Origin of the sequence: Streptomonospora mangrovi (genome assembly GCF_027604915.1) — a bacterium.
GTDB classification, from domain to species: Bacteria; Actinomycetota; Actinomycetes; order Streptosporangiales; family Streptosporangiaceae; genus Streptomonospora; species Streptomonospora mangrovi.
Map to the genome: position 1 here is coordinate 1 of NZ_JAJAQC010000095.1, position 13,096 is coordinate 13,096.

Here is a 13,096-nt window from a genome sequence, read left to right on the forward strand (position 1 = left end):
GCGCGGCCGGCGGGGTCCTCGCCGCCGCGGGCGCGGCGACGGCTCCGGGGCGCGGGCTCCTCGTCGGGTTCGGCGGCGTCGTCGTCGCGGGTGCCGGCGGCCGGTGCGGCGGCCGAGGCGAACCCGGCCTGGGCGGCGAAGTCGGGGTAGCGCTCCAGCGCGCCGGTGTCGTGGCGGTCGCGGCGGTGGCCGCCGCCCGCGCCCTCGGCGGGGCGGGCCGCGCCGGGGTCGGCGCCGGAGGGGTCGGGGTCGGCGCCGCGCCGGCGGCGGCCGCGCGGCGCGGGGTCCTCACCGGGGGGCGGGCCGTCCTCGCCCCGCCGGCGCCGGCGGGGCGCGGCCGCTTCATCCTCGGGGTCGGCCGCGGGGAAGGGGCCGGTCTCGGCGCGTCTGCGCCGGCGGCCCCGCCCGTCGTCGGCGTCGGGGTCGGCCGCGGGGAACGAATCGGTCTCGGCGCGTCTGCGCCGGCGCCCGGAGCGGGCGTCGTCGTCGGTGTCGCGGGGCCGCTTGCGGCGCACCGGCACGGAGTCGAAGTCCAGCGTGCGCGGCGGCACGGGGTGGAAGTCCTCTTCCTCGCCGGGCGCGGGCCGGGTCCAGGCCAGGTGCTCCTCGGCCTCGTCCACCCGGCCCCGGCGGCGGCGCCCGCGCGGCGCGGTGGCGGTGTCCTCGGGCAGGGCGGCCGAGGGCGCGGTGGCGGGGCCGGCGGCCTCGCCCGGCGCCTCGGGCGCGCGGTGGCGGGGCCGGCGCGGGCGCGCGTCGGCATCGGCCTCCACCGGGCCGGCCGGGGCGCCCGCCTCGGGGCTCCAGCGGCGCGGCCGGGTGGGGAGGTCGGCCTCGGCGTCGAAGGCGCTGGGCCGCGTGGGCAGGTCGGTGCCCGGCGCGGTGCGCGCGGGTTCGGCGCGCGCGGGCCAGGGGTCGGTCAGCGGGTCGACCACCGGGCGGGCGGGCGCCGAGGCGCGCGGCCAGGGGTCGGTGAGGGGGTCGGCGACCTGGCGCGCGCCCGAGGGCGGGCCGGAGCGCGGCCAGGGGTCGGTCAGCGGATCGGCGCCGCCCTCAGGCGGGCGGCGCCGGCGGCCCCGTCGGCCGGGGCCGGTGTCGGAGTCGTCGTAGGGGGTGCGGTCGCTCATGCGGTCTCCCCGATGGTCTCACCGGGCGGGCGGCCGGTGTGCCGCTCGGTGTCGAGGGCGCTCTGGAGAAGTACGGTCGCGGCGGCCTGGTCGATGACGGCGCGCCGGGCGCGGCCGCCGCGCGCGCCGCGGGCGCCCAGCGAGGCGCCCTGGCGCAACTGGTCGGCGGCGGTGACCGTGGTCAGCCGCTCGTCGACCAGCCGCACCGGCACCGGCGCGATCCTGCGCGCCAGGGCGGCGGCGAAGGAGCGGGACCTGCGGGCGGCGGGCCCCGCCTCACCGGACAGGGAGGCGGGGTAGCCGACGACGACCTCGCACGCCTCGTGCTCGGCCACCAGGTGGGCGATGCGGTCGAGGTCGCCGGCGCCGCGGCGCACGGTCTCCACGGGGGTCGCCAGCAGGCCGCTGGGATCGCTGCGGGCGATCCCGATACGGGTGCCGCCGGGATCGACCGCGATGCGTACTCCGTGCCTCAAGAAACGGGCTCCCCCGCGCGGGGGCAGGGAGCGGCGGCCCGGAGAAGGAGCCGGATCATGGGGTGTCCTTTCTCGCCGCGTGGGGTCACGTGGTCCGGGCGACCTGCTGCTCGACCGCGGCCAGGGCGGTGTCGACGGCCGCGGGGTCGCTGCCGCCGCCCTGGGCGAGGTCGGGCTTGCCGCCGCCTCCGCCGCCGAGGGCGCGGGCGGCGGTGCCCACGAGGTCGCCGGCCTTGAGCCCGTGGCGCTGGCCGGCCTTGTTCACCGCGATGACCACGACCGGGCGGTCCTTGGGCACGGCGGCCACGGCGACCACGGCCGGGCGGTCCTCGCCCAGGCGGCCGCGGACGTCGGTGGCCAGGCGGCGGAGGTCGTCGGCGGTGGTGCCGTCGGGCGCGCGGTGGCCCACGAACAGCGCCTCGCCCCGGGTGGCGGCGGAGCCGGCCAGTCCGGCGGCGGCCTCCAGCACCTGGGCCGAGCGCATCTTCTCGATCTCCTTCTCGGCGGCGCGCAGCCGCGCGACGATGGAGTCGATGCGCTCGGGCAGTTCCTCGCGCGGGGCCTTGAGCTGCTCGGAGAGCTGGCCCACCAGCAGGGACTCCCGGGAGAGCCGGCGGAAGGCGTCGATGCCCACGGCGGCCTCGACGCGGCGCACGCCCGAGCCCACCGAGGACTCCCCCAGCAGCTTGACCACGCCCAGTTGGCCGGTGGCGCCGACGTGGGTGCCGCCGCACAGCTCGCGGGAGTAGTCGCTCATCTCCACGACGCGGACGCGGTCGCCGTACTTCTCGCCGAACATCGCCAGCGCGCCCATGGCCAGCGCCTCGTCGATGGAGGTCTGGAAGTCGCGGACCTGGATGTCGTCCAGCAGGACGGTGTTGACCTCGTCCTCGACCTCGGTCAGCTCCGCGGTGGTCAGCGGCTTGCTGGCGGTGAAGTCGAACCGCAGCCGGCCGGGCTGGTTCTCCGAGCCGGCCTGGCCGGCGGTGGGGCCCAGCGCGTTGCGCAGCGCGGAGTGGATGAGGTGGGTGGCCGAGTGCGACCGGGACACCGAGGCGCGGCGGTCGGTGTCGATGGCGGCGCGCACGCGGTCGTCCACGGCGATGTGGCCCTCGCGGACGGTCCCCCGGTGCACGAACAGCCCCGGCAGCGGGCGCTGGACGTCGTCCACGTCGACGGTGCCGCGGCCCTCGGCGGTGACGGTGCCCTTGTCGGCGAGCTGGCCGCCGCTCTCGGCGTAGAAGGGGGTGCGGTCCAGCACCAGCTCGACGTCCTGGCCGGCCGAGGCGGCGGTGGCCGACTCGCCGTCCACGATGAGCCCCAGCACGCGGGCCTCGCTCTCGTGGTCGGTGTAGCCGAGGAAGTCGGTGGCGCCCGAGCCGTCGAGCAGGCGGGCGTAGACGCTGATGTCGGCGTTGCCGAGCTTCTTGGCCTTGGCGTCGCGCTTGGCGGTCTCGCGCTGCTCGGCCATCAGCGAGCGGAAGGTGTCCTCGTCCACGCGCAGGCCCTGCTCGGCGGCCATCTCCAGGGTGAGGTCGATGGGGAAGCCGTAGGTGTCGTGGAGCTGGAAGGCGTCGGCGCCCGAGACCGTGGTGCCACCGACCGCGCGGGTCTTCTCGGCGGCGCGGTTGAACAGCGCGGTGCCCGAGCGCAGGGTGTCGGCGAAGTTGCGCTCCTCGGCGTCGATGACGCTGTGGATGGCGTCGGCGCCGGTGCGCAGCTCGCCGTACATGTCGCCCATCGCCTCGATGGCGGTGTCGGTGAGGTCGTGCAGGTAGAGCTTGTCGTCGCCGGAGAGCAGCCGCAGGTTGCGGATGGAGCGGCGCAGAATCCGGCGCAGCACGTAGCCGCGCTTCTCGTTGCCGGGGCGCACGCCGTCGGAGACGAGCATGGTGGCGGTGCGCATGTGGTCGGCGACCACGCGCAGGCTGACGTCGGCGCGGTCGTCGGCGCCGTAGGAGGTGCCGGTGAGTTCGGCGGCGCGGTTGAGGATGCGGCCCAGGGTGTCGGTCTCGTAGATGTTCTCGACGCCCTGGAGGATCGCGGCCATGCGCTCCAGGCCCATGCCGGTGTCGATGTTCTTCTTGGGGAGGTCGCCCAGGATCTCGAAGTCGGTCTTGGTCTCGCCGGGGCCGCGCACGGACTGCATGAACACGAGGTTCCACACCTCGAGGTAGCGGTTCTCGTCGGCGACGGGGCCGCCCTCGGCGCCGTAGTCGGGGCCGCGGTCGAAGTAGATCTCCGAGCAGGGGCCGCAGGGGCCGGGCACGCCCATGGACCAGAAGTTGTCCTCCATGCCCCGGCGCTGGATGCGCTCGGCGGGCAGCCCGACGGTGTCGCGCCAGATGGCCTCGGCCTCGTCGTCGTCGAGGTAGACGGTGGCCCACAGCCGCTCGGGGTCGAAGCCGAACCCGCCCTCGGCGACCGGGGAGGTCAGCAGCCGCCAGGCCAGCGGGATCGCCTGCTCCTTGAAGTAGTCGCCGAAGGAGAAGTTGCCCAGCATCTGGAAGAAGGAGGCGTGCCGGGCGGTCTTGCCGACCTCTTCGATGTCCTTGGTGCGCACGCACTTCTGGGCGCTGGTGGCGCGGTCGAAGGGCGGGGTGCGCTGGCCGAGGAAGTAGGGCTTGAACGGCACCATGCCGGCGTTGACCAGCAGCAGGGTGGGGTCCTCGGCGACCAGGCTGGCCGAGGGCACCACGGTGTGCCCGTTGTTCTCGAAGAATGCGAGGAAGCGGCGAGCGATTTCTGCCGTCTCCATCAGCGGCCGTCCTTCGGGTCGGGGGCGCCGATCGCGCCACGGGGTTGGCTGGCTCGGCCCGCGATTGAGGTGGGGCCCGCGCCGTACTGGCGTCGCAGCTCGGCCTCGCGCCGCTCCATGGCGTCCTGGACGTCTTCGTTGAACTCGCGGAGGGCGGCGCGGTAGTCGGCGACGTGGTCCTCGACGCGGTCGGCGATTCCCGCCGGACTCCAGGCGCGGGCGGTGCGGTTGAGCTTGTGCACAACATACCCGCCGAGGGCGGCACCTGCGACTAGATAGAACAGGCGGGGGATCACCGGCGCTCCCTTCTGCGGCGGCGCCCGCGCACCAGCGCCAGGGCGCGGCGCTGGCCCAGGACCCGGCGCACCCCGTAGGAGAACGAGGCCACCTTGACCAGCGGGCCGGTCACCACCGAGCGGGTCAGCGCGGTCACGGTCGACACGTCCTCGGTCGTCGTGGCGAGGTTGGCGGTGATCTCCTCGACCCGGTCCAGCGAGGCGCCGGTGCGCTCGACGGTGCCGGCCAGGTCGTCCAGCAGCGGGCGTGCGCGCTCGCCGAACTCCGCGACGACCTTCGTGGTCTCAGACAGCAGCCGGGTGAGCTTCACGAGGGCCACGCACATGAACGCGACCAGTACTGTCCAGACCACCGCCGCGATGAGCGCGGCGACCTCTCCTGCGGTCAGCATGCGGGCTCCGTAGGCGAATCGGGGTGGTGCGATCTCCAGCGGCGGTACCGGGGAGTCCGCCTCAGATGTCCGGCGGCGGCCCGCTCGTCTCGGCCGATGCGCCGGTCGCGGAGATCCGAATACGCCGACCCTACCGTGTCCCCGGGGGGTGTGGCCCGCGCACCGCCCCGCGCGTTGCGTGGCGGTGCGGCCACCCCGCGCGACCCCGCCCGGCGGCGCGTCGACGCGGCCCCGCCGATGCCGCAGAATCGGGGGCGAGCGATCCGCCACGGTCCGCCGGCGGCCCCCGCCGGCGCCCCCTCCCGTGCAGACAGGAATTCCATGAGTCCCTCCGCCGAGCGCGAGATCTCCGTCCTGGTCCCCCCCGGCCTCGCCCCCCTGGCACCGGGCGACCCCTCGTTCGTGGGCCCCTACCTGGTGATCGGGCGGATCGGGGCGGGGGCCACGGGCACCGTGTTCGCGGCGGTGGACCCCCGCACCACCGGGGAGCCGCTGACGGCGGTGAAGGTGCTGCACCCCTGGTCGGTGGAGGACGAGGCCACGCGCGCCCGGCTGCGGGAGCGGCTGGCGGCGCTGGCGGGCGTCGACGGGCGCTGCTACGTGCCGCCGGCCGTGTTCGACGCCGAGGCGGCGCAGCCGTGGCTGGCGATGGGCTTCGTCTCGGGTGTGCGGCTGGACACGTTCATCGCCGAGCACGGGCCGCTGGGCGAGGGCCGGCTGCTGGCCCTGGCGGCGACCCTGGCCGAGGGGCTGTCGGCGCTGCACCGCCGCGACATCGCCTACGGCGACCTCAAGCCGGCCAACGTCGTGCTGTGCGCCACCGGCCCGCGCGTGCTGGACTGCGCGCTGCCGGGCCACGGCGAGCTGCTGCGGCGCACGGCGGGCGAGTGGACGGCGCCCGAGCGGCTGGCGGGCGGGCCGCCGACCACCGCCGCCGACGTCTACTCCTGGGGCGCGCTGGTGGTGTTCGCCGCCACGGGGCGGCCCCCGGTGGCGGGCGCCGCCGGTGGTGGCGACGGGGGCGCGGCGCCGCCGGTGGAGGCGGCGCGGCTGGACCTGGACGGGGTGCCCGAGGAGCTGGCGCCGATCGTGCGGCGCGCGCTGGCCGGCGACCCCGGCCGGCGCCCCTCGGTCCGCGAACTGCTGGGCGCGGCCATCGCCGCCTGGGAGGCCGTCAGCGGGGACGGCGGGCCACCGGTGCAGGGCACGGCCGTCACGCAGGTGCTCAGCCGGGAGTGGCGCGGCATCCCCGACCCCGGGCTGCTGCCCCGCGTCATCCACCTGGACGACGGCCGGCGCCGCAGACCGGGGCGCGCGGGCCTGGTGGCGGTCGGCGCGGCGGTGGGGCTGGCGCTGGTCGCGGGCGGCGCCTACGCGGCCTACACGGCGCTGAGCGGGCCGGCCGAGCCCGCACCCGCGCCCGCGCCCTCGGCGTCGCCCTCCTCGGGCGCCCGGCCGGAGTCCGGCGAGCTGGTGGTGCGGTTCGACCCGGCCGAGCAGCCCGGCGGCGCCGAGGGGCCGTGGGTCTACACCCGGGTGGAGCCGGCGCCGGACGCGCCGGCGACCCCGGCGGCCACGGTCGCGCCCGAGGAGTGGAGCGCCCAGTGGGTGCCGGCGGGCGGGGACGCGGCCGGCGAGACGGTGATCACGCCCGAGACCGAGGTGCTGTGCGCGCAGTTCTGCGTGCCGGGGCCCGGCCACATCGAGGACGGCCGGGGCACCTACCCGGTGACCGGGCAGGACTTCGTGTCCTACCTGGAGTGGGGGCGGCCGGTGATCGCCGAGCTGGAGCTGGCCGAGCCCGAGGGCGAGGGCCCGCCCGAGGCGGTGCGGATCACCGAGCTGTACCCCGCGCCGCCGGCCTGAGCGGGGCCGGCGGGGGCGGCCCGAGCGGGACCGGGGTCAGCGGCGGGTGCCGCCGCCGGGGTCCTCGGCGCCGCGCAGGACCTCCTTGATGCGCTGGAGGACCTCGCCGTAGCGCCGCTCGGCGCCGTGGGTGGTGGGGATGTAGTACTCCCGGCCGGCCACGGAGTCGGGGGCGTAGCGCTGGGCGGCGACCCCGCCGGGGTGGTCGTGGGCGTACTTGTAGCCGGCGCCGTGGCCGAGTTCGCGGGCGCCCTTGTAGTGGGCTTCGCGCAGGTGGGCCGGCACCGGTCCGGCCAGGCCCTTGCGGACGTCGGACATGGCGGCGTTGATGGCGGCGACCACGGCGTTGGACTTGGGCGCCAGCGCGATGTGGATGACCGCCTGGGCGAGGTTGATGCGCGCTTCGGGCATCCCGATCAGCTCCACGGCCTGGGCGGCGGCCACGGCGGTCTGGAGGGCGGTGGGGTCGGCCATGCCGACGTCCTCGCTGGCGTGCACGACGATGCGCCGGGCGATGAAGCGGGGGTCCTCGCCGGCCTCGATCATCCGCGCCAGGTAGTGCAGGGCGGCGTCGGGGTCGCTGCCGCGCATGCTCTTGATGAAGGCGCTGATGACGTCGTAGTGCTGGTCGCCGGTGCGGTCGTAGCGCACGGCGTGGCGGTCCACGGCGCGCTCGACGTCGGCGAGGGTGATCTCGGTGCGCCCGCCGGCCACGAGGGCGGCGGCCTCCAGGTAGGTCAGGGAGCGGCGGGCGTCGCCGCCGGCCAGGCGCACCAGTTGGTCGGCGGCCTCGGCCGCCAGGGTGTGGCGGCCGGCCAGCCCGCGCTCGTCGGTCAGGGCGCGCTCCAGCACGCCGCGGACGTCGTCGTCGCCCAGGGACTCCAGGGTGAGCAGCAGCGAGCGCGACAGCAGCGGGCTGACCACCGAGAAGAACGGGTTCTCGGTGGTGGCGCCGATGAAGCTGACCCAGCGGTTCTCCACGGCCGGCAGCAGGGCGTCCTGCTGGGTCTTGCTGAAGCGGTGGACCTCGTCGACGAACAGCAGGGTGCGGGTGCCGCGCATGCCCATCTGGCGGCGGGCGTCGTCGATGACGGCCCGGACGTCCTTGACGCCGGCGCTGACGGCCGACAGCTCCACGAAGCGGCGCCGGGTGGCGCGGCTGACGACGGTGGCCAGGGTGGTCTTGCCGGTGCCGGGCGGCCCCCACAGGAACAGCGACATGGGCGCGTCGTCCTCGACCAGGCGGCGCAGCGGGCTGCCCTCGCCCAGGAGGTGGGCCTGCCCGACGACCTCGTCCAGGGTGCGCGGGCGCATCCGTACGGCCAGCGGCTCCTGGGCGCGCTGGGCCTCGGCTCCGGCGTCGTCGAACAGTGTTTCGGACACCCGTCCAGCCTAAGCGAGCGCGCCGGGGCACGGCACGCCGTCCGGGTCAGCCGCAATCGGCCATGCGGGCGATGAGCAGCGCGATGTCGTCGTTGCGGCCGGCCGGCGCGAGTTCGATGAGGGAGGTGGCCGCGGCCTCGACGTCGCCGGCGTGGGCGCACAGGTCCTCGGCGACCAGGCGCAGGCCGTCCTCCATGACGACCTCGGAGTTCTCCACGAGGCCGTCGGAGCACATCAGCAGGGTGTCGCCGGCGCGCAGCCAGCGGGTGGTGACGGGGTACTTGCTGTCGGCGTCCACGCCCACCGGCGGACCGGTCTCGGGCTCCCACAGGTCGTAGCCCGAGGGGGTGGCGATGACGGCGGGCGGCTGCCCGGCCCAGGCCGCCTGCATCTCGCCGGTGTCCAGGTCCAGCACGAGGTAGCCGCAGGTGGCGAAGACGATCTCGCCGGTCTCGGTGAGCAGCCGGTTGGTCTCGGCCAGCACGACGCCGGGGTCGACCTGGTTGGTGGCGTAGGCGCGGAAGGCCACCCGGATCTGGCCCATGGCGGCGGCCGCCTCGACGCCGTGGCCCTGGACGTCGCCGACGACCAGGCCGACGCGGCGCCCGGGCAGCCGGATGACGTCGTAGAAGTCGCCGCAGACCCGCCAGCCGGCGCGGGAGGGCAGGTAGCGCACGGCGATGCGCAGGTCGGGGAACTCCGCGATCTGCGGGGGCAGCATGCGCTGCTGGATGGCGTCGGCCAGCGCCTGCTCCTCCTGCTGGCGGCGGACCCGCTGGAGGGCCTGGCCGGCCAGGCCGGCGAGGGTGAGCATGAGGGCGCGCTCGTCGGGGGTGGCGTGGTGGGGTTCGCCCCAGGCGACCTGCCACACGCCCAGGGCGACGCGGCGGTCGCCGAAGATGGGGATGGTGGCCCAGGACTGGGCGCTGGTGCGGTGCAGGACCTCGGCCACGCCGGGGAAGCGCTCCAGGATCTCGGCGCGGCTCTCGAAGAACCGGGGCTGGCGGTCCTGGACGACGGCGCCCATGGGGTGGGAGATGTCGGCGGCGTCGTGGCCGTCGGCCATGCCCATGGGTTCGACGGGGTCGGCGGTGGCCGGGGGCGAGGCGCGCAGGCGGCCGTCCTCGACCAGCATGACGCTGGCGCCGGCGCCGCCGAAGATGGGCGCGAACTCGTCGGTGAGCAGGCCGGTGACCTCGTCCACGGTGGTGGCCGAGACGAGCTTGGCGGCGAGGTCGGTGACCTGGCGGCCCTGGGCGGCCTCGATGCGTCTGCGGTCGGCCAGGCGGCGGATGAGCTGGACGTGCTCGGTGACGTCGTCGATGATGCCGATGAGGCGGGGCCGCTCGCCGCCGACGTAGCGGGCGCGGGCGTGCAGGGAGCGCTCGTCGCCGACGTCGTCGAACATGCGGAACCGCTGCTCGTAGTCGCGGCCCTGCTGGCTGGCCTCCATGGCGTCGCGCACCCGGGCGATGTCGTCGCGGTGCACCCGGGCGAGCACCTCTTCGAGGCCGCGGGCCTTGCCCACGAGCAGCCGGCCCAGGGGCGAGGGGCCGAACAGCTCCTGGAGGCGGCCGGTGCGCAGGTCCAGGGTCCACAGGGCGGTGTCGGCGTTCTCGGTGCGCAGTTCGCTGATGACGCGGAGGGTCTCCTCCTCGCGCAGGGGTTCGCGGAACACGATCGCGACGCCGGCGGGCGTGCCCTCGGGGCCGCCGGCGGGCAGGGCGCGGGCCTCGGCCACCACGCGGTGCGGGATCCCGCCGTAGGAGGTCACCACCAGGCCGCGGTGCGGCGCCAGGGCGTCGTCGAGGGCCGCCCGGTGCAGGGCCCACGCGGCGTCGGGGTCGCCGCCGGCGACCGCCTCGGGCCAGGGGCGTCCGAGGACGCCGCCGGGGTCCTGCCCGGTGAACTCGGCGAAGGCGCGGTTGGTGAGTGTGACGCCGCCCGCGCGATCGGCGACGACCATGGCGGCGGGAGCCGAGGCGAACGCGATGTCGGGCCGCTCCGCGAAGCCGTCGGTAGAGCCGGTTGCACCGTTCACAAGTCGATCATCCCTGTATCTTTACGAATGTCCCATTCACGCGGCCGCGCGCTCCTCCCTCGGACATCCGATTCGGCTCAGTCTAGCGACCGGCCCCCCAGTCCGCGCAGGTGAAGCGCTCCTCGTGCGCGGCCGCCGCCACCGCCCCTTTACCCCCTCCGCTCCCGTGCGCCAATTGCGGCACAGGAAACCAATAGTCAACACGGGTGCCGGAAATACAACCGAATCGCGGACATGTCGCGCCGCATTTTCCCGGAAATCGTTACGGTGGCGTGACCACCGCTGACCACCTTCGGACAGCGCGGCGAAAAGCCCTGAAAAATCCCGTTTCCAGAGGCGGCCGCCTGATCCGGCCATGGCCCGAGGGAAAAGTCCGGATTAAAATTCAGTCATGCGTGAATCAACGGTCAGCGCCGAAACCGCCATCCGCGAAGCGCTTATCCTGCGCAACTGGACCTGCCGCCTGTGCAGCTACTCCAACCCCGACAGCGAGGACATCTGCTGCCAGCGCTGCGGTGCCGTCAAGAAGTAGTCCGCTCCCCCGACACACCGGCGCCCCTGCCGCGAGGCCCGGCCCCGCACCGCGCGGCCGCGCCCGCACCGCCGGTCCGCCCTGAAAGGCCCCGCGTCTGGAAAGCCCCGCGTCCGCCCGCTCCCGCGTCCCCGGGCGTCCGCGGCCCCGTGCCGTGTCCCGCCGCGTCCCCGCGGTCCTGTCCGCCCGCGCCGGCCGGGCCCGGCGCCCGCACCGCCCGACCGGCCCGGCGTCCGCGCGCCGCGGCCGGCGGCGGGCCGGGGTGCGCGCCCCGGCCCGCGTGCCAGGCCCTACCGGTCGGCCTGCCGCGTCTCCCCGGCCGACCGCGCCTTGGCGGCCTTCTCCGCCTGCTCGGCCTCGGGGTCGTGGTCGACCCCGGCCTCGGCGCGCTGCGCCGGGGTGATCGGGGTGGGCGCGCCCGTCAGCGGGTCGCCGCCCGAGGCGGTCTTGGGGAACGCGATCACCTCGCGGATGGACTCCCCCCCGGTCAGCAGGGTGATGATCCGGTCCCAGCCGAACGCGATGCCGCCGTGGGGGGGCGGGCCGTACTGGAACGCCTCCAGCAGGAACCCGAACTTGGCCTCGGCCTCGGCCTTGCCGATGCCCAGCACGTCGAACGCCCGCTGCTGCACCTCGCCGCGGTGGATACGGATCGAGCCGCCGCCGATCTCGCTGCCGTTGCACACCATGTCGTAGGCGTAGGCGAGCGCGTTGCCTGGGTCCTGGTCGAAGGTGTCGACCCACTCCGGCTTGGGCGCGGTGAAGGGGTGGTGGACCGGGGTCCAGCCGCCCTCGCCGTCCTCCTCGAACATGGGGGCGTCCACGACCCACAGGAACGACCACTTCGAGGAGTCGATGAGCCCCAGGCGCTGGCCGATCTCCAGCCGGGCGGCGCCCAGCAGCTCCTGGGAGGCCCGCCGGGTGCCGGCGGCGAAGAACACGGCGTCGCCGGGGGCGGCGCCGGCCGCCTCGGCCAGGCCGGCGCGCTCCGCCTCGGAGAGGTTCTTGGCGACCGGCCCGCCCAGGGTGCCGTCCTGCTGGACCAGCACGTAGGCCAGGCCGCGGGCGCCGCGCGCCTTGGCCCAGTCCTGCCAGGCGTCCAACTCCTTGCGGGTCTGGGACGCCCCGCCGGGCATGACCACGGCCCCCACGTAGGGCGCCTGGAAGACGCGGAAGGGGGTGTCGGCGAAGAACTCCGTCAGCTCCACCAACTCCTGGCCGAACCGCAGGTCGGGCTTGTCGGAGCCGAAGCGGGCCATGGCCTCCAGGAACGGCATGCGCGGCAGCGGCAGCGGGATCTCATAGCCCAGGACCTCGCGCCACAGCCGCGCCACCAGCGCCTCGCCCACGGCGATGACGTCCTCCTGGTCGACGAAGCTCATCTCGATGTCGATCTGGGTGAACTCCGGCTGGCGGTCGGCGCGGAAGTCCTCGTCGCGGAAGCAGCGCGCGATCTGGTAGTAGCGCTCCATGCCGCCCACCATCAGCAGTTGCTTGAACAACTGGGGCGACTGCGGCAGGGCGTACCAGTGGCCGGGCTGGAGGCGCACCGGCACCAGGAAGTCGCGCGCGCCCTCGGGGGTGGACCGGGTGAGGTAAGGGGTCTCGACGTTGACGAACCCGTGCTCGCGCAGCACGTCGTGGACCGTGTAGGTGGCCTGGGAGCGCACCCGCAGCGCCGAGGCGAGTTCGGGCCGGCGCATGTCCAGGTAGCGGTAGCGCAGCCGGGTCTCCTCGGCGATGTCCTGGGAGCCGTCCAGCGGGAAGGGCAGGGGCGCGGCCTCGCTCAGGACCTCGATCCGCTCGGCCGCGACCTCGATCGCGCCGGTGGGGATGTCGGGGTTCTCGTTGCCCTCGGGCCGCACCCTCACCGTGCCGGTGACCTTGACGCAGTACTCGGCGCGGAGGTCGTGGGCGAGGTCGTCCTCGCGGACCACGACCTGGACCACGCCGGAGGCTTCGCGCAGGTCGAGGAAGACGACTCCGCCGTGGTCGCGGCGGCGGGCCACCCAGCCGGCGAGGACGACGGTGGCGTCGGCATGCTCGGCGCGCAGGGCACCGGCGTCATGCGTGCGGATCAACGGGGTTCTCCTTCGGGTCTTCGTTCCTACTCATCTTGCCTGACGTGCGCGGGGTCCGGCTCCCGGCGCGGCGCGGCACCGGCGCGCGGGCGGCCCCTGGCCGCGGCCGCGGGCGGGGGCCGCGGCGGAGGCGGTGCCGCGGGCGCG

The 13,096-nt window shown here is 75.5% G+C and carries 9 protein-coding genes and 1 pseudogene; 2 read left to right on the forward strand and 8 right to left on the reverse strand.

Features of this window, described 5'->3' with window-relative positions:
- The 5 genes and pseudogenes from LG943_RS27030 to LG943_RS27050 all read right to left on the reverse strand — a co-directional run.
- Positions 1-1,124 (reverse strand): annotated as a pseudogene (locus LG943_RS27030) (hypothetical protein); the annotation flags it as partial.
- Positions 1,121-1,600 (reverse strand): Holliday junction resolvase RuvX, encoded by a 480-nt coding sequence (ruvX, locus tag LG943_RS27035; protein WP_270075211.1) that lies wholly within the window; start codon positions 1,598-1,600, stop codon positions 1,121-1,123. The gene ruvX and the pseudogene LG943_RS27030, both read right to left, overlap by 4 nt.
- 85 nt (positions 1,601-1,685) lie before the next feature.
- Positions 1,686-4,358 (reverse strand): alanine--tRNA ligase, encoded by a 2,673-nt coding sequence (alaS, locus tag LG943_RS27040; RefSeq protein WP_270075212.1) that lies wholly within the window; start codon positions 4,356-4,358, stop codon positions 1,686-1,688.
- Entirely contained in the window at positions 4,358-4,654 is a 297-nt protein-coding gene (locus LG943_RS27045) for a DUF6167 family protein (protein WP_270075213.1), read from the reverse strand. Before LG943_RS27045 ends, alaS begins: the two co-directional genes overlap by 1 nt.
- Complete coding sequence (locus LG943_RS27050) at positions 4,651-5,046, reverse strand: DUF948 domain-containing protein (protein ID WP_270075214.1); 396 nt, start codon at positions 5,044-5,046, stop codon at positions 4,651-4,653. Before LG943_RS27050 ends, LG943_RS27045 begins: the two co-directional genes overlap by 4 nt.
- A gap of 321 nt (positions 5,047-5,367) precedes the next feature.
- Between LG943_RS27050 and LG943_RS27055 the strand changes: the two genes are divergently transcribed.
- Positions 5,368-6,912 carry a serine/threonine-protein kinase gene (locus LG943_RS27055; RefSeq protein WP_270075215.1) on the forward strand — a complete coding sequence of 515 codons (1,545 nt, stop codon included), beginning with the start codon at positions 5,368-5,370 and terminating at the stop codon, positions 6,910-6,912.
- A gap of 36 nt (positions 6,913-6,948) precedes the next feature.
- Here LG943_RS27055 and LG943_RS27060 read toward each other — a convergent pair whose 3' ends face one another.
- Both LG943_RS27060 and LG943_RS27065 read right to left on the reverse strand, forming a co-directional pair.
- The gene (locus tag LG943_RS27060) at positions 6,949-8,295 is read right to left on the reverse strand and encodes a replication-associated recombination protein A (protein ID WP_270075216.1); all 1,347 of its coding nucleotides are present in this window, start codon (positions 8,293-8,295) and stop codon (positions 6,949-6,951) included.
- Between the two features lie 46 nt (positions 8,296-8,341).
- Positions 8,342-10,336, reverse strand: a complete 1,995-nt coding sequence (locus LG943_RS27065) for a SpoIIE family protein phosphatase (protein ID WP_270075217.1) — start codon at positions 10,334-10,336, stop codon at positions 8,342-8,344.
- A 391-nt stretch (positions 10,337-10,727) separates the two neighbouring features.
- Here LG943_RS27065 and LG943_RS27070 point away from each other — a divergent pair, with 391 nt between their 5' ends.
- The gene (locus LG943_RS27070; RefSeq protein ID WP_179769900.1) at positions 10,728-10,868 is read left to right on the forward strand and encodes a hypothetical protein; all 141 of its coding nucleotides are present in this window, start codon (positions 10,728-10,730) and stop codon (positions 10,866-10,868) included.
- Positions 10,869-11,158: 290 nt separating this feature from the next.
- Here LG943_RS27070 and aspS read toward each other — a convergent pair whose 3' ends face one another.
- Positions 11,159-12,949: an aspartate--tRNA ligase gene (aspS, locus tag LG943_RS27075; protein ID WP_270075218.1), complete on the reverse strand. Its 1,791-nt coding sequence runs from the start codon at positions 12,947-12,949 to the stop codon at positions 11,159-11,161.
- Positions 12,950-13,096 lie beyond the last annotated feature (147 nt).